The sequence below is a fragment of the Hamadaea sp. genome, assembly GCF_013362815.1.
Classification (GTDB): domain Bacteria; phylum Actinomycetota; class Actinomycetes; order Mycobacteriales; family Micromonosporaceae; genus Hamadaea.
The window spans coordinates 19,465-39,364 of sequence record NZ_JABFVK010000003.1; the positions used below are offsets into that span (position 1 = coordinate 19,465).

13 protein-coding genes are annotated in these 19,900 nt (G+C 69.7%); 12 read left to right on the plus strand and 1 reads right to left on the minus strand.

Features of this window, described 5'->3' with window-relative positions; all coding sequences use genetic code 11:
* From HOV77_RS01435 to HOV77_RS01465, 7 genes are all read left to right on the plus strand, one after another.
* Entirely contained in the window at positions 1-1,296 is a 1,296-nt protein-coding gene (locus HOV77_RS01435) for a glutamate mutase L (RefSeq protein WP_290856372.1), read from the plus strand.
* Between the two features lie 229 nt (positions 1,297-1,525).
* Positions 1,526-4,516, plus strand: a complete 2,991-nt coding sequence (locus tag HOV77_RS01440) for a hypothetical protein (protein ID WP_290856377.1) — start codon at positions 1,526-1,528, stop codon at positions 4,514-4,516.
* Positions 4,513-7,086, plus strand: coding sequence for an FtsX-like permease family protein (locus HOV77_RS01445; protein WP_290856379.1), 2,574 nt, complete (start codon positions 4,513-4,515; stop codon positions 7,084-7,086). The genes HOV77_RS01440 and HOV77_RS01445 overlap by 4 nt, the downstream gene beginning before the upstream one ends.
* The gene (locus tag HOV77_RS01450; RefSeq protein ID WP_290856381.1) at positions 7,083-7,922 is read left to right on the plus strand and encodes an ATP-binding cassette domain-containing protein; all 840 of its coding nucleotides are present in this window, start codon (positions 7,083-7,085) and stop codon (positions 7,920-7,922) included. The genes HOV77_RS01445 and HOV77_RS01450 overlap by 4 nt, the downstream gene beginning before the upstream one ends.
* Before the next feature lie 128 nt (positions 7,923-8,050).
* Positions 8,051-9,568: an apolipoprotein N-acyltransferase gene (lnt, locus tag HOV77_RS01455; RefSeq protein ID WP_290856428.1), complete on the plus strand. Its 1,518-nt coding sequence runs from the start codon at positions 8,051-8,053 to the stop codon at positions 9,566-9,568.
* A gap of 29 nt (positions 9,569-9,597) precedes the next feature.
* Entirely contained in the window at positions 9,598-10,083 is a 486-nt protein-coding gene (locus HOV77_RS01460; protein WP_290856431.1) for an FxsA family protein, read from the plus strand.
* A gap of 124 nt (positions 10,084-10,207) precedes the next feature.
* A complete protein-coding gene (locus HOV77_RS01465; RefSeq protein WP_290856383.1) occupies positions 10,208-10,444 on the plus strand; it encodes a DivIVA domain-containing protein in 237 nt (78 codons plus the stop codon).
* 151 nt (positions 10,445-10,595) lie between these two features.
* Here the strand turns inward: HOV77_RS01465 and HOV77_RS01470 are convergent, their stop codons facing one another.
* The gene (locus tag HOV77_RS01470) at positions 10,596-10,934 is read right to left on the minus strand and encodes an RNA polymerase-binding protein RbpA (protein ID WP_253751942.1); all 339 of its coding nucleotides are present in this window, start codon (positions 10,932-10,934) and stop codon (positions 10,596-10,598) included.
* 192 nt (positions 10,935-11,126) lie between these two features.
* Here HOV77_RS01470 and HOV77_RS01475 point away from each other — a divergent pair, with 192 nt between their 5' ends.
* The 5 genes from HOV77_RS01475 (at position 11,127) to HOV77_RS01500 (ending at position 19,830) form a co-directional block, all read left to right on the plus strand.
* On the plus strand, positions 11,127-12,596 hold the full coding sequence (locus tag HOV77_RS01475) for a peptide MFS transporter (RefSeq protein ID WP_290856388.1): 1,470 nt from the start codon (positions 11,127-11,129) through the stop codon (positions 12,594-12,596).
* 954 nt (positions 12,597-13,550) lie between these two features.
* Positions 13,551-13,916 carry an FKBP-type peptidyl-prolyl cis-trans isomerase gene (locus tag HOV77_RS01485; protein ID WP_290856433.1) on the plus strand — a complete coding sequence of 122 codons (366 nt, stop codon included), beginning with the start codon at positions 13,551-13,553 and terminating at the stop codon, positions 13,914-13,916.
* A gap of 132 nt (positions 13,917-14,048) precedes the next feature.
* Positions 14,049-18,896, plus strand: a complete 4,848-nt coding sequence (locus tag HOV77_RS01490) for a caspase family protein (protein WP_290856399.1) — start codon at positions 14,049-14,051, stop codon at positions 18,894-18,896.
* A complete protein-coding gene (locus HOV77_RS01495) occupies positions 18,893-19,225 on the plus strand; it encodes a hypothetical protein (RefSeq protein WP_290856401.1) in 333 nt (110 codons plus the stop codon). The genes HOV77_RS01490 and HOV77_RS01495 overlap by 4 nt, the downstream gene beginning before the upstream one ends.
* Positions 19,222-19,830, plus strand: coding sequence for a hypothetical protein (locus HOV77_RS01500; protein WP_290856403.1), 609 nt, complete (start codon positions 19,222-19,224; stop codon positions 19,828-19,830). The genes HOV77_RS01495 and HOV77_RS01500 overlap by 4 nt, the downstream gene beginning before the upstream one ends.
* The last annotated feature ends 70 nt before the right edge of the window (positions 19,831-19,900 follow it).

Here is a 19,900-nt window from a genome sequence, read left to right on the forward strand (position 1 = left end):
GTGAAGATCGCGTGCGTGGACGTCGGGTCCACGTTCACCAAGGCGGCCGTCGTCGACACGGACACCGGCGCGCTGCTCGCGACCGCGTCGCATCCGACCACAGTGGACTCCGATGTCCTGCGCGGTCTGGACGCGGCGGTCGCGGCGACGGGCGTACCGTGCGACGAGGTCCGCGTCTGTTCGTCCGCCGGTGGTGGGTTGCGGCTCGCCGTGGTCGGCTACGAAGCGCTGGTCACCGCGCAAGCCGGGCACCGCGTCGGCCTTTCGGCGGGCGCGAAGGTGGTGCACGTCGCGGCGGGTCCGCTCGACACCGCCGGGCTCGGGGCGCTGCGCTCGGCGTACCCGGATGTGATTCTGCTGGTCGGCGGGACCGACGGCGGCGACGCGGAGGTCTTGACCCACAACGCCACCAAGCTGGCGCGGTCCCGGCTGTCCGCGGGCGGCCATCGCGTGCCGGTGGTCCTGGCCGGCAATCAAGTTGTACGCACAGAGCTGCGGACGTTGCTGGAGGATGCGGGAACGCCGGTCACCGCGACCGAGAACGTGCTCCCGAGGATCGGGGTGCTCGAGCCGGGGCCGGCCCGGGCGGCGATCCGCGACGTGTTCCTGAAGCACGTGATCGGTGGCAAGCGGCTGTCGAAAGGCCCCCGATTCGCCGCCATGGTACGCATGGCGACCCCGGACGCGGTGCTGCGCGGCGTCGAGCTGCTCGGCGACGAACGAGGCCAGGATCTGCTGGTGGTCGACGTCGGCGGGGCGACCTGTGACGTGTACTCGGTGTTGACCCCGGACGCCGAGCGGGCCCACGTACGCGCGGAGGCGGCCGGGACGCTGTGGCGCAGCCGCACGGTCGAGGGCGATCTCGGGATGCGCTGGAGCGCGCCGGGTGTGGTGTCCGCGGCCGTCTCCGAACGACTGCTGTCCTCGCCCGAGGAGTTGGCGGCAGCCGCTGCCGTTCGAGCCGACGACCCCGGGATGGTGGCGGGTCCGGACGATCCGCTCGACGGCCGCATCGCGGCCCTCGCGGCCACCGTCGCGCTGCGCCGCCACGCCCGCAGCGGGCCCGACCTGCGCGACGTACGCCTCGTGATCGGCTCGGGCGGGGTGCTGCGGCACAACTCGCCGTCGTTCGGCCGCTCGGTTCTGCTCGCAGCGTTGTCGGACACCGCCGGCGGCTGGGCGTTGCCGCGCGCTCCCATGGTGGTGATCGATTCGGCGTACGTGCTGGCCGCGGCGGGCCTGCTGGCCGACGACCACCCGGCGGCGGCTCTCGCGCTGCTCGATTCGCTCCGCTGACCCCTCGTTTCTGCGGGGCTTTCTGCGGGGCTTTCTGCGGGCTGGATCAGGGATCTCGGTCGAATCTCGGGCGGAATACGACCCGGATCCGTGATCCCGCCGGGCTGCCTTGATCTGATCGGGGGACGGCGCGGCCGGGCTTGATCCGTTAGGCTCGCTCGCTGGGTGTGGGAGCGCTCCCGGCGGCGGCGCGGGCGGCTCGTGTGGCTCGGGTGGCGAGAGGGTGGACATGTGGCGGATGCTCCGGCGCGGCTTACGCGCCCACGCCGGTCAGGCGGCGATCTTGGCGACGCTGGGATTCCTGCTGGCCGCAGTCGCCACGGCGGCTCCGGCGTACGCCCGGGCGGCGGCCGGCCGGTTGCTCGTCGCGCACGTGACCGCGGCCGCGCCGCTCGAACGTACGCTCAGCCTGCGGGGCGAGGTCGTCTTCGACGCCGCCGGTGACCGCGGCAAAGTGGACGCCGCCCGCGCGGCCGCCGATCGGGCCACGGCCGGCAGCGGCTTGTCCGTGTACACGACGTTGCAGGTGCCGGCCCGGATCAAGGCCGCGAGCGGGGAACTCGTCGCACCGGTCGTCAGCCGCGACGGCGCGTGCGAGCACCTGACGATCATCGGGAACTGCCCGGCTCGGCCCGGTGACGTGCTGCTCGGCGCGGCCGCGGCGGCGGCGCTGGGCGTACAGCCCGGCCAGGAGCTCACGGCTGACGTGTCGACCACCGGTGGAGTGGCCGGCTATCGGCTGACCGTCGTCGGGGTCTACCAACCCGGCGGCGATCGGGCGTACTGGGCGGGGCGCGGGGACCTGACCGCCGATCCCCGGCGTACCGACACTCCCGTGCTGACCGGGGCGGACACCGTGCGCGCCATCGCCACCAGCGACGCCTCGTTGCGGCGTACGCCGATCGCCGCCGACGGCGTCACCGGCGTCAGCGTCACCGTCGTGGTGGACGCGACGGTCACCGATCCGGCCGCGTTGCCCGCCGACCTCGGCGGTCCCCGATCCGCCCTGACCGAGCTGCGGCAGGCGCCGCCTGACTCGTTCTTCGCCACCGGGCTGCTGCCCGAGTTGTTCGACCAGATCACCGCCGGACGGCGTGCGCTTGCGGCCGGCGTACTGGCGGCGGCGGGGGCATTGCTGCTGGTCGGCGTCTTCGTGCTGCTGCTCGCCGCGGCTGCGGCGGCCGACCGGCGGGCTCCGCAGACCGCGCTCGGCGTGCTGCGCGGCGCGCCCGTACGCACACGGTTCCTCTTCGCAGTCGGCCCGTCGGCCCTGGCCGTCCTGGGTGGTGCCGTACTCGGTTCGGTCGCCGGGCTGCTGAGCGGCGGCTCGTCGGTGTCCACAACGGATGGTGTGGCCGCCGCTGCGGTGCTGGTGACCGTGCTGGCGCTGGTCGCGGCGACAGAAACCCGCGTTCTGCGTACGCCGGTCCTGGACGCCGTGCGGCGCGCTCGACGAGCCGCGAAGCGGCTTCGGATTGCGCCGCTGGAGGCGCTCGTCGTTGTCGTGGCGCTGCTTCTGGCGTACCAAAATGTGACGGCGAGCGGAGACGCGGGCCTGGCGCCGCTGGCCCCGATGGTGAGTGTGCTGGCGGCGGCCCTGCTGGCCGGGCGTGCCGTGGCCTGGAGCCTGGCCCACCTGGGGGTGGGCCGGTTGCGCCGCGGTGACCTGGGGCTGGGGCTGGCGGCGATGCACTTGGCGCGACGGCCGCACACCGCTCGCGCGCTGGCGCTGGTCGCGGTGGCCGTCGCGACTCCGGCGCTGGCCGCGTCGGGCGTGCAGACCTCCTCGGACGCATTGCGCGAGCGCGCGGTCGCGGAGCTGGGGGCCGAACGGGTCATCTCGGTGGTCGGGCCGGATCACACCGCTGTCCGCGCGGCGGTGCACGCGGCCGATCCCGACGGGCGCTGGCTGCTCGCCGCGGCCCGGCAGCAATGGGGCACGAGCAGCGTCCTCGCGGTCGAAGGCGATCGGCTCGCCCGCGTGGCGTCCGTCGCGGAGCCGCTCGCCCGCCGGATCGCGGCCGAGATCCGCCCGGCGGTCAACGCGCCAGTTCAGCTGACCGGGAGTCGGCTGATCCTGGACGTGTCGACGACCTCCAGCGCCGCAGCGGTCGTCCGCGTCGCGCTGGTCACGACGGCCGGCGAGCGGCTCATCCTGCCGATCTCGATCGCGCCGGAGACGGGTTCCCATGGCGTCGACGTTCCACAATGCACAGACGGCTGCCGGTTGGCCTGGATCGGCTTCGCCTCCTCGCCGGAAAGCCTGCGGCTGACCGCGATCCGGCAGGAGTCGCCCGCCAAGACGATCGTCGACGGGGCCGCGCTGGCGGCGGCCGGACGCTGGCGGGCCGGCTTCACGACGATTCCAGGCGACCTCACCGTGCTGCACGGCGACGGCTGGCTCAGCGCCCGCTACCAGCCGAGCGACCCGATGCACGTCTCGACCGACCTGCGCGTCCTGCTCGCCGACGCGCCGGTGCCGATGCCCGCGGCGATCGCCGGCGACGTCCGGCTGGCCCAGACCGACGAGGTCCGCGAGCTGCCCGTGCTCGACGGCGTTACCCGGCCGGTACGCATAGTGGACGCGGCGGCGACGTTGCCCGGTGCGGGCGACGACGGGTTCCTCATCGATCACGAGTACGCCGACCGGCTCGCCGACGCCGGCGGCGACGTGCAGGCCGAAGTCTGGGCGCGCGGTGACACCCCGTCAGCAGTGCTCGCCGACCTACGGGGACGACTGCTGATCTCCGGTGAGGAGACGGTGGACGAACGGGTCGCCCGCATGGTGCGTACGGGTCCGGGGCAGGCGGCCCGCTTCCAGCTCGGTGCGGCCGCCCTCGGGGTGTTCCTGGGCGCGGCCGGACTGTCGGTGATCACCACGGGGGAGTACGGCCAACGACGCGCCGAGCTGCTCGACCTGCGGCGGCAAGGACTGCCGGCCCGAACTGCGGTACACGCAGTCAGCTGGTCGGCCTGGCTGCTGGTGGCGGTCGGCGTACTGCTCGGGGCGGGATTGGCGGTGGCCGCCGCGATCGGCTGGAGCGGCAGCGGCGTCGCCGTGTTCACCGACGGCTGGACCGCCACCGGGATCCCGTCGGTCTCGATGCTCGCCGTAGGGCTCGGGGTGATCGCGGCGGCGGTGCCGATCGCGGTCGCCGCATGGTTGGGCGCTCGCCGATTGGCCCGCGCTGCGTCGGCTTCGGGGGAGGGGGACCGGTGATCCGGATCGTGCGGGTGATGCTGCGCCGTCGTCGCGGCACGGCGTTGCTGGTGCTGGCGTTGTCGGTGATCGCGTCGGCGACGGCTGCGGCCGTTCCGCTCTACACGGGGTCCGCGGCGCGGGCGGTGACGGCGGCGCAGGTGGCCGAGGCCGCGCCGGCCGAGCTGTCGATCGCCCGGACCGTGCTGCTGTCGCACGGCTTCGGGCCGCCGCAGCCCGAGGAGAAGCTCGCTCCGCAGCTGCCGTACCGGCCGGGCTTCACCACCGTCGGCGGCCTGCTGATCGGAGGGCTGCTCACCGTCCCTCCCGCGGCCCCTCCGGTCGCCGATGCGGTCTCCGATGTGGACCCTGTCGGCTCGCCGGCGTGGCTGGCGTACCGGTCGGGGGTGTGCGCCAACGTACGCATGGTGGCCGGTCGCTGCATCGCCGGAGCCGGTGAGGCGATCGTGCCCGAGTCGGCCGGGCGCAAGCCGGGCGCTGAGATCGGCTTCGTCGCCGGAACGGCTTCGGCCGGCGGTTTCCGGGCCGACGGGGATCCGGTCGGGCTCACCGTCGTCGGGGTGTACGCGATCGGCGACCTGACCGGGGCGTACGGGGCCGGGCGGTCGTTCACCGGGGTTCCGCAGCCGGGCGAGGAGCCGGAGGCGAACGTGCCCGCGGTGTTCACCACGCTCGAAACGGCCGCCGCGACGCCGTTCAGCACCGCGTTCCAGACCACCGACCTGATCGCCGACGGCGTCGACTTCACCGACGACGCAGGGCTGCGCGCCGTCGTCGCCCAGGAGCAGACCTTGGGCGAGGAGGGCGGCTACAACGTCGACACGACGCTGCCGGAACTGCTCGACCGGATCGCCGCCCAGCGCACCAGCCTCGAACGGTCGGTGCAAGTCGCTGCGGTGCCGTTGCTGCTGCTCACCCTGGTCGTGCTGTATCTCGCGGTCAGCTCCAGCACCGTGCGGCGGCGTACCGAGAGCGGACTTGCCGGGCTGCGCGGCGTACCGGGGTTCACGCAGTGGTGGCTGTCGGCGGCGGAGACGCTGCTGCCTGCCGTCGCCGCAGCACCCTTCGGGCTCGCGGTCGGGTGGCTCGGCGTACGCGTCCTGGCGGCGTGGACGCTGTCGCCGGGGATCAGCCCTCAGCTGACCTGGACGGTCGTCCTCACGGTGATCGCCGCGATCGTGACGGTGGCAGCGCTCGCCGGGGTGGCCGTCGCCCAGGCGAGCCGGGGTCCCATCGCGGCGCAGTTGCGCGGTACGCCGGCCCGCGCTCACAACGTCCTCATCGGGCTGGCCGAGGTATGCGCTGTGCTGGCGGCGGCAGCGGCCGGATATCAGATCACCGCCGAGGATCGCCCGGGCGGGCTGGCGCTGCTCACCCCGCTGCTGACGGCGGTGGCCGCCGGGCTGGTGGCGCGCCGGTTGACCGGGCCGGTCGCCGAGCGCCTGGGCCGCTGGGGACTGCGGCGCGGGCGGGTCAACCGGGCGATGGCCGCGTTCGTGATCGCCCGGCGGCCGACCCATTCGCGGTTGCTCGCGCTGCTGGTGGTGCTGTTCGGCACCGGCGGCTTCGCGGTCGCCGCCACCACCGCCGGGGCGTGGGCGCGAACGGAACGAGCGCAGCTCGACGTCGGCGCGGCCGAGGTGTGGAGCCTGCCCACCACGACCGCGGGGGCGCTGCGCGACGCGGTCCGCACCGCCGACCCGTCCGGCCGGTACGCCATGGCGGCGGCGATGCTGCCCGACAAGCGATTTCGCGTACTGGCGGTGGACGCCGGAAGGTTCTGCGGTATCGGCTATTGGGGCGCGGACTCCGAACTGCCGCAGGAGCAGGCGTGCGCGATGCTGCACGCCGAATCCGGGGTGGCGTTGCCGATGGTCACCACCCAAACCGCACCCGACCAGATCGCGGCCGGTTCGGCGGAATCGGTGGCGGTGACGACGGTCGCCCAGGTCTCGGCGTTGCCCCGGCTGGGCACCACGGGCGGTCTGGTCGACCTCGCCGGGCTGCCTGCCGCCACGCCGGTCCGGCAGGCTCAGGTGTGGTTCGCGGCCGAGGTGCCGGAGACCGTCCGCGCCGCGCTGCGAACGCAGGGACTGACGCCCGTCGCGATCGCCACTGCCGCTCGGGCGGCCGAACAGCTCGACCACTCCGGACCCGCGCTGGCCCTGCGGTTCTACCTCGTCGCCTGCCTCACGGCCGTCGTGCTCGGGGTGACCGGCGTACTGGTCGTGGGGGCGGCCGAACACGACGAGATCGGCCGGGTCATGCGGGCGCTGCGCATACAGGGCATGCGGTCGCGGTCGGTCCCGCGTCAGGTCGCCGGCGGGTACGCCGTCCTCGTGGTGGTCGCCGCCGTGATCGGCACTCTCGTGGCCGGATTGGCCTGGCGTACGGCGCGCGGGGTGGTGCCGATGGTGGCCGACGGGGGCTGGGTCCCGCGTACGCCGCTATTGCCGGAACGCCCCGGCTTGCTCGCGGTCGCCCTGCTGGGCCAGGTCGTGGTTCTGTTGCTGACGAGTCTCGTCGTGGCCACCGTGCTGCGACGGTCGGTGGAAGGGGAGACCCGGTGAACGGAATGGCGGTGATCTGCCGTCGGGTGGTGCAGATCTACCGGGCCGAGGGCGGCGACGTGGTCGCCCTCGCCGGGGTGGACCTGGAGATCGCGCCGGGGGAGAAGGTCGCCCTCGTCGGGCCGAGCGGCTCGGGCAAGTCGACGCTGATCGCGTTGCTGGCCGGGCTCATGCGGCCGAGCGCCGGAAGGGTCCATCTAGGACAGACCGACATCGGCAAGCTCACCGACGGCGAGCTGGCCCGATTGCGGGGCACGGATCTCGGCGTCGTGCTGCAGGGAGCCACCCGGAACCTCCTGCCGTACGCGACACTCGAGGACAACATCTGGCTGGCCCAGCGCCGGGTACGCAAAGTGCGCCCCGCCGACGTCGAACCGGCCGAGTCGGTCGCGGCCCTGGTCGGCCTGCTCGGCTACGGCGACCGCCGGATCGATCAGCTGCCCCCGGGTGCGCAGCAGCGGGCGGCGCTGGCGGTCGGACTGGCGGCGTCGCCCGGGTTGTTGCTGGTCGACGAGCCCACGAGCCGGCTCGACCCGGCCGCCCGGGACGAGGTGCTGGAGGCGCTCGACCGGGTCAACGCCGACCGCGGGACGACCATCGTCGCGGTGACCCACGACATGGCGGTCGGCGAGGCGTTCGGCCGGGTCGTGACGATCCGCGACGGCCGCGTGGGCGCGGAGGGCCGCGGCGGGCGTGAGTTCGCGGTGGTCGCCGGGGACGGAACGGTGCAGTTGCCACCGGCCATGCTGGCCAGCTACCCGCCCGGCACCCTGTTCTCGGTCGACGACGTCGACGGCGCGGTCATGCTGGAGGCGGAGAAGCCCGCATCCCCGTAAGGAGTGCGGGCGTACGCGGTAGGGTTTGCGCCGTGACCGCAGCCGTTGCCCCGCCTGACGCCCCGCCGACTCCGGTCGCCGAGGCCGATCCCGCGCCCGCCGGGAAGCCAGTACCTTACTGGGCCGGGCTGCTGCTGTCGGCCGTCGCCGGAGTGGCGCTGCTGCTGTCGTTCCCGTCCTACAGCCTCTGGTGGCTCGCCCCGATCGGAGTCGCCGCCTCGGCGCTGGCCGTGCACCGGCGACGACCGCGTACGGGGGCTTTGTTCGGGTTCATCACCGGTGTCGTGTTCTTCGCACCGCTGCTCTCCTGGACCAGTACGCACGTCGGCCCCTGGCCCTGGGTGCTGCTCGTCGGCTTGCAAGCGGCGTACTTCGCCCTGCAGGGGCTGGCCCTGGCCGTGGTGAGCCCGGTCGTCGACCGCTGGCGGTGGAGCCGGCCGCTGGTCGTCGGCGTCCTGTGGGTCGGTCAGGAGGCGTTGCGCGGCCGGACGCCGTTCGGCGGCTTCCCCTGGGGCCGGCTGGCGTTCAGTCAGGCCGACGCTCCGACGCTGCGCCTCGCGGTGCTCGGCGGCGCGCCGCTCGTCACGTTCGCCGTCGCCGTCACCGGCGGCCTGCTCCTGCTCGCCCTGACCCGCCCGGCCGTTTCGGCGAAGCCGATGCGTCGCTGGGTCGGGGCGGCGACCTTGGCGCTCGGCGCGGTGGCGCTCACCGTGATCGGGTACGCCGTCCCCCTGTCCACACCGTCCGGTCCCACCGTCACAGTGGCGATCGTCCAGGGCAACGTGCCGCGCATGGGGCTGGACTTCAACGCCCAGCGCCGGGCGGTACTCGACAACCATGTGACCGCGACCGAGGAACTCGCCGCCGATGTGGCCTCCGGCAAGCAGCCCAAGCCGGATCTGGTGATCTGGCCGGAGAACTCCTCCGACATCGACCCGCTGCGGAACGCCGACGCGGCCGACGCCATCGACCGGGCCGCTCGGGCGATCGGCGTACCGATCCTCGTGGGGGCGGTGCTGATCGGCCAGCAGGAGGGCCAGGTCTACAACGTCGGGCTCGTCTGGGAGAGCGGGCAGGGCGTGACCGCCCGGTACACCAAGCAGCATCCGGTGCCGTTCGCGGAGTACATGCCGCTACGGAAGTGGATCGAGCCGATCGCGAAGATCGTCACCGACAAAGCCGGTCTGCTGCGGTCGGACTTCCAGCCCGGGGACGCTTCCGGCGTACTGAAGATGGGTCCGGCGACCGTCGGCGACGTGATCTGCTTCGAGATCGCGTATGACGGATTGGTGCGCGACACCGTCACCGACGGGGCGGGCCTGCTGGTCGTGCAGACCAACAACGCCACGTTCAACGTCGACGAGGCCCGTCAGCAGCTCGCCATGGTGCGGTTGCGGGCGGTCGAGCACGGCCGGGAATCGCTGATGTCGTCGACCGTCGGCATCTCCGGCTTCGTGGACGCCTCGGGACGGGTGCACCAGGCGAGCGGCTTCTTCACCCGGGACGTCGAGGTACGCCAGCTGCACGAGGGCAGCGGGACGACGCCGGCGACGCGCTTGGCGTACTGGCCGGAGCTCGTGCTGAGCCTCGCGGCTGTGGCGTTGCTCGCCGGTGCCGTGGTGCTTCGGCGTCGATCGCGCGGGTAGGCTTGTAGCGCCGACTTCTGGAGGTGCTCTTGCGGTCTCGGTGGCGTTTCGTGCCGCTGGCGGTGCTGATCCTCGCGATCGTCGAGATCGCCGTCTTCGTGGGCGTCGCTCAACTCATCGGCTTCGGCTGGGCCCTGCTGGCGGTCCTCGTCCTGAGCGCGGCCGGCATGTTCGCGCTCGCCCGCGAAGGCAAGCGCGGCTGGCGGCGAGTACGCGAAGCAGCCCGCAGCAACAGTCCGGTCGGGCCCCAGGCGGCCGACGGGATCGCCGGTGCGGTCGGCGCGCTGCTGCTCTTCGTCCCGGGCTTCTTCACCGGCGTGATCGGGGCGCTCCTGCTCATCCCGCCCATCCGCAAGTTCGCGGCGCGCCGCGTCCAAGGCATCACCGAGAAGCGTGTTCCGTCCAACGTAGCGGGCGACCTGTTCGGGCCGCGTCAGGTGCGCGTTCAGCGTACGCCGAAGGCAGCCCAGCCCACGGAGACCGACGAGGTCATCGAGGGCGAAATCGTCGATTAGGTCATCGCCCAGGTCCGTCGGAGGTCAGACCGTCGCTCCCGTCAGGCACCGGTCGGGCCGCTTGGCGGCCCTCCCTGCCAGCTCCGCGAGCCGATGGGTTGCGCACCCCGCCTAGCGTGAGCTGATGGTCCACAGCTTCGTGATAGTGCTGCGCGGTTATGACCGGGAGTCGGTCGACAAGGTGATCCAGAAAGCCCAAGAGGCTCTGGCCCAGCCCACTCCGGAAGTGGTCGCAGCGGCGGTGCAGTCCATCGCAGATTTTCGCGCCAAACCGCCCGTGGTGCTGCGCGGTTACGACCGGGAACAGGTCTACGCGCACCTGGACCGGCTGTCAGCGGAGCTGGCAGGGAGGGCCGCCTGAATGCACTCCTGGCGGCTCGCGTAAGCACTCCCCGGCGGCGGCCCGACCGGTGCCCGGCGGGAGCAGCGGTCCGCACCACCGCGGACCTGGGAAATAAAGGTCATGAAGAAGGCCCGCCAGGCGAACCTGGCGGGCCTTGAAGCACGGGAGATCAACGACCCCGGCGGGTCCTGACCTCATCCAGACGCTCGTTGAGGATCTCCTCGAGCTCCTCCAGCGACCGGCGCTCCAGCAGCATGTCCCAGTGGGTACGCGGCGGCTTGACCTTCTTCTGCTCCGGCTCGGAGCCGTCGACCAGGCGGGCCACCGTGCCGTCGAACTTGCACTCCCAGGTGATCGGCACCTCGGCGTCGACGGCGAACGGCACCTCGAACTGGTGGCCGTTGGCGCACAAGTACTCACGGGTCTGACGCGGAGCCAGTTCGGTGTTGCGGTCCGACTCGTAGCTGACGGCGCCCAGTCGGCTTCCGCGCAGCATGCGCTCGCCCATATTCGGCTCACCCCTCGAGAAAAGTTTGCAAGGTCCCTGCTCAGTCCATGGACACACGGTGCAACGACCACGGCTGTGTCAGAGATTCCCACAAGGGTACCCGGCCCCGGAATCAGGTGACTGCCCTCACCCGCCCTGAGAGATCCGTTATGGTCCAGTTTAGGGCGTTAATCGCGAAAACGGAGGTCTGGGATGTCGATCACTGAACCGGTCCCCGCGGAAGACGTGGACCGATCCTTCTTCGGACATCCCCGAGCGCTGTCGACCCTGTTCCTGACCGAGATGTGGGAGCGCTTCAGCTACTACGGCATGCGCGCCATCCTGGTCCTGTTCCTCACCGCCACGGCGGCCGAGGGCGGCCTCGGGATGGAGGACGGCCAGGCCAACGCGCTCTACGGCGTCTACGTCGGCATGGTGTACCTGGCCGCGCTGCCCGGCGGCTGGGTTGCCGACCGGTTGCTGGGCGCCCGGCGCTCGGTCCTGTACGGCGGCATCGTCATCGCCCTCGGTCACTACACGATGGCGATCCCGACCGACTGGAGCATCTTTCCCGGCCTCATCCTGATCGTGCTGGGCACGGGCCTGCTCAAGCCCAACATCTCGCAGATGGTCGGCAACCTCTATGAGAAGGACTCGCCCCGGCGCGACGCCGGATTCTCGATCTTCTACATGGGCATCAATCTCGGCGCTTTCGTCGCCCCGCTGATCACGGGCTGGCTCGCCGACCACGTCAACTACCACGTCGGCTTCAGCGTCGCCGCGGTCGGCATGACCTTCGCCGTCATCCAGTACATCATCGGCAGCCGCCGGCTCAAGGAGAACGGCGCGGCCCCGACCCACCCGCTGGTCGGCCCGGAGCGTCAGCGGACGCTGCGCTGGATCGGCGTGAGCGTACTGGTGGCCGCCGTGATCATCGGATTCCTGGCACTGGTCGGCTGGCTCAGCGTCGGCAGTGTCGTCGACCTGCTGGCCTGGTTCACCGTGGCGGTCGCCGTCGTCTACTTCAGCCGGATCTTCCTCGACAAGCGGCTCACCGACGACGAACGCAGCCGCATGCGGGCGTACGTGTGGCTGTTCATCTTCGCGGCCTGCTTCTGGATGATCTACGACCAGGCCGGTTCGGTGCTCAACACCTTCGCCGACAAGAACACCGACCGGACCATCGGCGGCTTCACCTTCCCGGCCGCGTGGCTGCAGTCGGTCAACCCGATCCTGATCATCATCGGTGCTCCGCTGGCCGCCGCTCTCTGGGTGAAGCTCGGCACGCGCGTGTCCACCCCGTGGAAGTTCGCCGTCGCGCTCATCCTCAACGGTCTGTCGTTCATCCTGATGGCGGCCGCCGCCCAGCAGGCGCTCAACCACCTGATCTCGCCGCTGTGGCTGGTCGCGGTCTACGCCCTCCAGGTCGCCGGTGAACTGTCGCTGTCGCCGGTCGGCCTGTCGATGACGACCAAGCTCGCCCCTGCCTGGTACGCGAGCCAGATGCTGGGCGTCTGGTTCCTCTCCACCGCCGTCGGCGACGCCATCGGCGGACAGGTCGCCAAGCTGTCCGACGGCGGACCCCGGTACTTCCTGATCCTCGGCATCGTGTCCGCCGTCATCGGCCTCGCGGCGTTCATGTTCACCAAGCACATCCGGACGCTGATGCGGGGCATCCACTAGCGTCTTTCAGCTGCGGATCACGGGTACGCATGCCTCCCACCGCCGTTTCAGCCTGCGTAACCGTGATCTACACGTCTGACGGGTCAGCCGTCTTCGCAGCCGATACCATCATGATCACGGTCGAGGCGATACGGGTCGTCGCCGTAGACCGTCACCGGGCCCTGAACATACGCAGGTCCATCGCCCGTGCCGCCTGCGCAGTCGACGTCCGGCGCGATCGGTACGCAGCCCGAGTACCCCGGGTGGCAGGTGGGTTCGGGAGGCGCTACGGCGGGCGGCGAGGCAGTGGGGGGACCGATCGGCGGCTGGCTCGACGGGGACCGAGTCGGAGTAGCAGGCTTCGGCGACGCTGGAGCGGTCGACGCCGGCCGCGAAGAGTTGGAGCTGGGCGACGACGTAGGCCTCGTCGAGCTCGCCGACGGTGATGGCCCTGGTGCGGGATCATGGTCGCGGCTAGACACGAATATGCCCACGCAGCAGAGCGCTACGAGACCGCTGGCCACAGCGACTATCGCCGCCGTGATGGAGAAGAACGGGCGTTTCGGCGCCGGTGCCGGTGCCGGGGCCGGCCGCCAGCGCGAACCGTCCCAAATCCAGCGCCGGTCCGGCGACAGCGGCTCCCACCGTGCGCCGTTCCATCGATACCTGCCATCGGGCGAGATCTGACCAGTCATCATGTGCATCCCGAAGCAGCGTCAGCGCGGATCGAACGCCGAGCGCTTCGCACTAGATCCATCAAGTCTAGGCGCATGCGACGCTGGGCGCGGTTGCACGGGCGGATCGCGATCTCTCGGGTAGCCTGCGCGGGTGCGAATCATTCAGCGAGTCGCGACCGTCCTCGCCCTTGGCGGGCTGCTGGCCGCGGGAGCGGCCGGTTGTGGCGGCGACAGCGGCTCTGAGACGAAAGGCAGCGGTGGCGTGAACGTCAGCACCGATACCAAGAGCAAGCCCACGATCACCTTCAGCGGTGACGCCCAGAAGCCGTCCAGCCTGCAGGTCACCGACATCGTCGAGGGCACCGGCGACGCGGCCAAGGCCGGCGACTCGGTGGCGGTGCAGTACGTCGGGGTCTCCTGGTCGACGCAGAAGCAGTTCGACGCCTCCTGGGACCGGGGCGCGCAGCCGTTCAGCGTCGCCCCGCTGGGCCAGGCCCGCGTCATCGAGGGCTGGAACCAGGGCCTCGTCGGGGCCAAGGTCGGTGGCCGTCGGCTGATCGTCATCCCGCCGGAGCTCGGCTACGGCGCGCAGGGCGCGGGCGGAGTCATCGGCCCGAACGAGACGCTGGTCTTCGCGGTGGACGTCGTCTCCATCAACGCCTGACCTGGTCAGCTCAGCGACACCGGGGCGGTATTCGCCCCGGTGTCGCTTTTCTGTCATTGGCTCCAGCTGATCGCTCCTCTGTGGAATCATGTGGATCTTTCCCGGCTCTCTTGGTCCTCGAGGTGACCCCGGATGACCGCACGGCATGCCCTTCTCATCGGCGTACCTCATTACGATGCGAGCAGCTTCAGCGACATCGCCGACGTCGTGGAGTCCGATGTTCTGCGGATCAGCGAGTCGTTAGGCCAATCGGGGTACCAGATCGGCAACTGCGGTTACGGCGATCCCAGTGGGCAGGAGGCGACCGGAAGCCGGATCAGAGCCGCGATCTCCAGGGCTTGCAGTGAGGTCCCCGAGGGTGGCGTCCTGCTGATCTACTTCTCCGGGCACGGACTCACAGTCGATGGTGAGAGCTATCTCGCTCCGTGCGACACCTACCTTGAGCCAAACGGCATACCCGACGTGGCCAGCCTGGTCGCGCTCCTGCCGCGCCGTCTGGAGAACTGTCGTGCCGGCATGATCGTTCTCGCTGTGGACGCGTGCCGCGACCAGTCGGCGGGCGCACCTTCCTCCGAGGTTCCGGCCGGTGCCCTCCGGCTTCCCGGTGGTGGAAGTCTGGTTCTCGTCAATGCCTGCCGACCGGGACAGCGCAGTCTCTACTCGGATACCGGAAGCTACTTCACCCAGGCACTGGCGGAGGCGCTGGACCGCCGTAATCCCGCTCGTACCCTTCAGGCGGTCCTGGACGAAGCCACTCGGCAGATGTCGCGCAAGGCGCGACGTGTGGAAGCGGAGCCGCAGGAGATCGACGTCGTCTGGGTGCGAACGGCCGAGGCCAGCGACCCGGCCACCATGGAGATCTGTGCCGGCGACCTCATGACCGACTTGTGGCGGCGCGCGGTGGAGGACTCGCCGCTGTGGACCCGGGCCGTCGGGTCCGACGCCGATCGCATGGCGGCACGGTCGGCAGTCATGAGGCTGCTGACCGTGTGCAGCAATCGATGGACTGCGGCGCAAGCGGCCCTGGCGGCCCGGGCCGACCTGTCGGACCCGTGGACGGATACCGACTATCCCATTCGGTTCATAGCCCGGCTCGGGGATCTGCTGTCGGACTGTTCGTTGCCAGCGGGAGAGGTCGCGACCTTGCTCGCCGTCCCGTTCCTCCGGGAGATCCTCTTCGCGGGCGGAGTCCGGGAGGCGGCCGCGATCGCGCCGGCGGACTTCCGCCGGACCTACGCCGACGGCGCCCGGTCGGACCTGGAGCTTACCCATGCGATCCATGAGCACGTCTGCCGCCGAGCCGAGGGTCTGGCGAAGCGAGGCGCACGGGGATCTCATGACGCGGTCGCGATGTGGCTGGTCCATCGCTGGCTTGCGAACAGGCGCACGCTCTGGCGCTCGGAATCGGCTATGCAGCTGTGTAAGCAGTTTTCGTCATCGATCATCCAGGTTACGGACGGCCTGCGAACCGAGGCCGAGGTAGCGCAAGACCTCCGCAGTCTGCTCGGCTTGGCCGGCGGCGATGTGGATCCGGAGCGACTCGGGCGGCTCCGCCCTCGCGCTTCCGGACTTGCAGCAGTCCTCGCGACGGCGAACGTTCTCGCCTTCGATCCCCGCTGCCTGCCGCCGGTGATCGTCGACCACCTAGGTATCTCCGCCGAACTCTCCGTGCCCGCCGTACGCACGGCGCTGGCTCGGGCACGCTGGCGGCGCGCCGACGATGGCTCGATGGATCTGCACGCCGTTTGTGATCATCCGGCGCTCCACGACGCTTTCCAGCATCTCGTCGAGGCCGCCAACCTGCTGCGGAAGAACTTGAGCGATGTCGAGATGGACGCCTCGCTTGCGGCGGCGCTGCCCGCAAAGGTTACGGCGAGCGGCCTGCGCCCGGAAATCCAGGACGAACGGCCCGCGTACAAGATCCCCCTGTCACGCTTTCGCCTGTCGGACGACAAGGTACGCGAGTTGCTCATGGGGCGGCAGGTCTATGGCGACTCGTCTCTGGCGATCCGTGAGCTCTATCAGAACGCGTTGGATGCCTGCCGCTACCGGCGTACGCGGCGGGAGTACGTGGTGAGGACAAGTGGATGCCTCTCACCTTGGCAGGGCGCAATCAAGTTCGTGCAGGGGGTTGAGAACGGCCGCGCTTACATCGATTGCGAGGACAACGGTGTGGGCATGGACGAATACACGCTGGCGCATACCTTTGCCACGGCGGGCGAGCGCTTCGTGTATCGGCCGGAGTTCCGGCAGGAGCAAGCCGGGTGGCAGGAGCTCGACCCGCCGCTCCGCATGATCCCGAACAGCCAGTTCGGCGTCGGTGTCTTCAGCTACTTCATGCTGGCCGACGAGATCGAGATCCACACTCGGCCGGTCGGTAGGGACGACATCATCGCGGGCCAGGCGTTTTCGGTGCGCATCGCCAGCAGCGGAAGCCTGTTCCAGGTGACTCCCTCTCGGGAGATTCCAGCGGGCGGGACGCGCGTGCGGCTCTACCTCACTCAAGACGAACCAACGTCGGTCTTGCGAGCGCTGCGCAGCCTGCTATGGGTGTCAGAGTTCGCGGTGACCGCCAGCGAGGTGGATGTCGCTGCGGAGACGTGGGAACCCGAGCAGCTGAGGTACTCGGGCGGCGGCAGCGAACCGTTGCGCGTGGGCGATGACCTGTGGTGGGTCGACGGCGGTGGTGGTCTTGCGGCGGATGGTTTGCGGACAGGCGATTCGACTTACGGCTCGATTCTGAACCTCCGCGGGCAGAACCGGCCTCAGCTGACGATCGACCGCAACAAGATCCGTAGCTGGAACGCAGACTGGGGCCGCGACCAGATGGAGCGTTCGCTCCCGGACTTGATGGCGTGGCCCGGACTGACACTCCACTGGCTTTGGCAGGTGACGAATAGCAGTCCGGTCACGGCTCAGATGATCTTTGAGGAGGCCTGCCGACGGCGGCTTGATCTCACCATCGGTGGGCCCTGGGGCCAAGGCTTGACGGCATCGATAATGGACGTCGGCTGCCTTCCTGTCGATGAACAGCTCTTTCAGGATTCGCAGTATTCGCTCGCCGATCGGTGGTGGATGATCGTCTGGCGTTCGGCAGTGTGGAACAGAAAGCTACCTGGACTGATACCTGCCTATGCCGAGATCCCATCCGTCGCGCGGCTGGACGGCTATCCGGTGGTGGAGCCCCGCGATGCGCTGGCGCTGACCGATCTGGACTCAGCCGTCAACTATCTATCGCGGGTCGGGCGTCCTGAGGCGGACGACTTGGTTGACTCCTACTCGGGAAATCGCGCACTTCCCTATGAAGATCTCCAGCGCCTTCGCCGCTTCGCGATCGCGGGACTCGACCTCAGGTCCGCTCGGGACCTGCCGTCCGTGCGGATTCCGGCTGATCTTGACGACGCCGAATCCACCGAGATGAGGATGCTGTTGAGAGCGTTACCGGCGGCGATTCCTGTCGGCTCGTCGAGACGAGCGCACGTTGCGCCGCTCCTCGCAGCTTCGGCGAGAGGCAACTGGGCCGTTCGTGAGGTGCATCAGCGTCTTGGTCGGCTCCTGCCGGACGGCTGGCAGGTCGAGGGCTTGCCGGCGCGACGTGCTCCCGGTGTCCTAGATGAAGTCGCCTCCGCGCGGGACGTCCGGCTGTTGAGCGTTCGCCTGAACGGGCGTGCTCCCTGGGTGGGCCCTGAAGTCTCACCGGCGCACGTCGTTGCGGCCAGTGACGCGCTGGGCTGGTCGATCGAGGAGGTGAGGAACCGAATCCGATCCTGGGGTTCTGAGGCCATCCAGGTCGTCGGGGATGAGCTCTACCCGGCCGTGCCCACGGTGATCGAGCGTGAGGCGCTCCGCCTGATGCCATCGGTGGGGGCGAAGCTGTCGGCATTCCAGATCTTCGCCATCGCCTGCCGCTCTCAGTCCACCACAGGCGAGGTAGTACAGGGATTGAGCAGGCTCCATGACGCCCGGCTGATAGACCTTGACGATGTGCGAACGCTTCCGGACCTTCTGCCCACGCAGGCGGAACGCGAATCATTGCAGAGCCGCTTCGTCATCTTCGACAGCGCTGTCTTCCGGGGCGTCCTCGTGGATTCATGGCATGTGGTTGTGTCGATCTTCTATGCGCTGCTCGATCGCCCGCTGTTTGGACCCACGGGCAGGTTCCTGGAGTGCCGTAACCTGATCGCATTCGCTTGCCGTGGCCGACGGATCGGCGCACCCGAGCTGATTCTTGCCAGTTGGTATCTCGATCTGAGCATACGAGACACTGCGGCGGTTATCGCCCGACTCGATCTCGGGCTGGAGTTCGACGACGGTTTCGCACATTGCGAAGAGTCTGTGCTGGACGCACTGCCGAATCCGACGCCTGAATTCATGCCTAAGGCATTACTCGGATCGTCGGTTGTGACGTGGCGGACTTCTCAACCGAAGTGGAACGTCACGGCGTACAGCTTGGTCTCCACGGCCTTGGAACAGCGTCGGCCGCTTGAAGAAGTTCTCTCGGCTGTTGAGCCCTACCGGGTACTTGGCGCACCATTGCCGGTTCTCGACCCGGAACGGCACTCCAGCAGCGTGGGTGACGTCGATGCATGTGACGCGGCGATACTCGCCGATCCCGGCCCTATGGGCATCGGAACCAACCCGGTCAGTACGATTACGCCACTCTCACTAGTTCGAGCGGCCGGTCGATTCGGCTGGACCGTCAAGCAGGCGCACCAGCGCTTCGAACGCCTCGCACCGCTTGGTCTGACGCTCGAATACGATCCATCCGCTTGTTCTGACGAAATCGTTCGCTGGCAGGATCTCTTGATCTTGACGGAGTTTCACGACGGGTTCGAGCCGGCGATCAGCGGGACACCTACGGAGGAGCACATCGCGGGAGCGATGGAGCACACGGATGAGTCTCCGGAATGGATTGTTGACCGGCTACGCCACTATGCGGAGTTGTTCAGCCTGACAGTCGACGGGGAGAGGGCCGGATGACGCAGCGGAAAGGGCCCATCGAGAACCACCGTGCGGTGCCGTGGGCGCCGACGGAGTTCGGGCTGTTGGAGACCTTCAGCGTGATGACCGACCCGGAGGGGACGGGCTACGTGGTCGAAGGCTCATGCCCGACCTGCGGCGCTCATCTCAAGATTGATTGGCATTTCGGCAATCCCGGCTACAAGGGTGTGACCGTTTCGCCCGACGTCGTACGCCCGAAAGCTGGTCCGCGGACGATCAACTGCGACTGCGGCCATGACCATGCAGGCCGCCCGGGCAGTGCATACGACGACGGGTGCGGTGCTTCGTGGAAGGTGATGCTCCCGTGAACTCCGACGACCGGCGATGGGCTGAACGCGCCCGGGAGTTGGGGTTCAACCAGCTGGAGGTCGCCCGCCGCCAGGCGGAGGCGTGGCGTAACGGGCTGACGGGAGTCACTGCCCTGCTCGGCACGGTGTTCATCGTCAAGGGTCGCGACGATGTCACGGAGCTCGCCTGGTGGCTTCAGTGGTGGATCGCCTTCCTCCTGGTCGTCGCGTTCGCGTCGTTGATCCGCGCGATCTTCCTCGCACTCGGCGCGGCGGCGGGGGAGACGAACGAGCGGATCCTGCTCACCGGGGAAGACCTGCGCGAATGGACTGAAGGCGAGGTGGACCGGGTTGGCCGGGACATCGGCGCGGCCAAGCGGTGGACCATCGCCGGGATGGCGCTCATCGCGATGGCGCTGCTCACCGCCTGGCTCTCGCCGACCGCCGAGACGACTCGGCCGATGATGAGGGTGGATTTCGAGGGCGGAGTGGCGTGCGGTCCGGTCACCTTCGAACGGGCCGGCTACATCGGTGTGACCAGCAAGTACGGGTCGCCGGTCGACACGAAGCTCTGGGTTCCGGTCGACAAGGTGAGCCTCCTGAGGGAGGTCCCGAGCTGTCCTTAACGATCACCACGTTGTGGGAAGGATCAGGGCCCCAGGGGCACGACACGCCGGTCGAGCACGACCGATAGTT

Bases quoted from the DNA above. Each gene is read 5' to 3' on its own strand.
- HOV77_RS01465 (WP_290856383.1), top strand. From the start codon at position 10,208: ATGGTCCACAGCTTCGTGATAGTGCTGCGCGGTTATGACCGGGAGTCG.
- HOV77_RS01440 (WP_290856377.1), top strand. From the start codon at position 1,526: ATGTGGCGGATGCTCCGGCGCGGCTTACGCGCCCACGCCGGTCAGGCG.
- HOV77_RS01475 (WP_290856388.1), top strand. From the start codon at position 11,127: ATGTCGATCACTGAACCGGTCCCCGCGGAAGACGTGGACCGATCCTTC.
- HOV77_RS01495 (WP_290856401.1), top strand. From the start codon at position 18,893: ATGACGCAGCGGAAAGGGCCCATCGAGAACCACCGTGCGGTGCCGTGG.
- HOV77_RS01470 (WP_253751942.1), bottom strand. From the start codon at position 10,934: ATGGGCGAGCGCATGCTGCGCGGAAGCCGACTGGGCGCCGTCAGCTAC.
- HOV77_RS01490 (WP_290856399.1), top strand. From the start codon at position 14,049: ATGACCGCACGGCATGCCCTTCTCATCGGCGTACCTCATTACGATGCG.